1 protein-coding gene is annotated in these 378 nt (G+C 60.3%); it reads right to left on the minus strand.

The features are described from left to right. Positions 1 to 378, minus strand: a 378-nt coding sequence (locus tag A3764_RS00530; protein ID WP_150122017.1) for a DUF1223 domain-containing protein, incomplete at both ends; no start/stop codon positions are given.

Below are 378 nucleotides of genomic sequence, written 5' to 3' on the forward strand. Positions count from 1 at the left end.
GGCCAAGATCGCTTTCCTGAACAAGGACCACCACGGGCGCGTCCCCCTCCACCTTGACGGTGAAGGTGATGGGCGCGGTACCGTCCCATTTGCCCAATACCTGCCAATCCTCGACGATATTGGCGTAGGAAAACGTCTTTCCCGCGTTCTCCCCCCGCTCGATTCGCGTGGTACGTTCCGGGGTGTAGCGCACCAGTTGAATGATGCAGGGCACCGACATGTCCCCCAGCGGGGTCGCCGTAACCGTCAGCATATCGCCCGACCGCTGAAGATCCAGCGAGACCATCGCGGAATCCATACGGTGCTTTTCGATGGCAGCCATCACCTTGGCGGGCTTGGTCCCGACGATATCGCTTTCCCCGTCGATGATCATTTCCG

It is taken from the genome of Sulfitobacter sp. HI0129 (genome assembly GCF_001635395.1).
GTDB lineage: Bacteria > Pseudomonadota > Alphaproteobacteria > Rhodobacterales > Rhodobacteraceae > Sulfitobacter.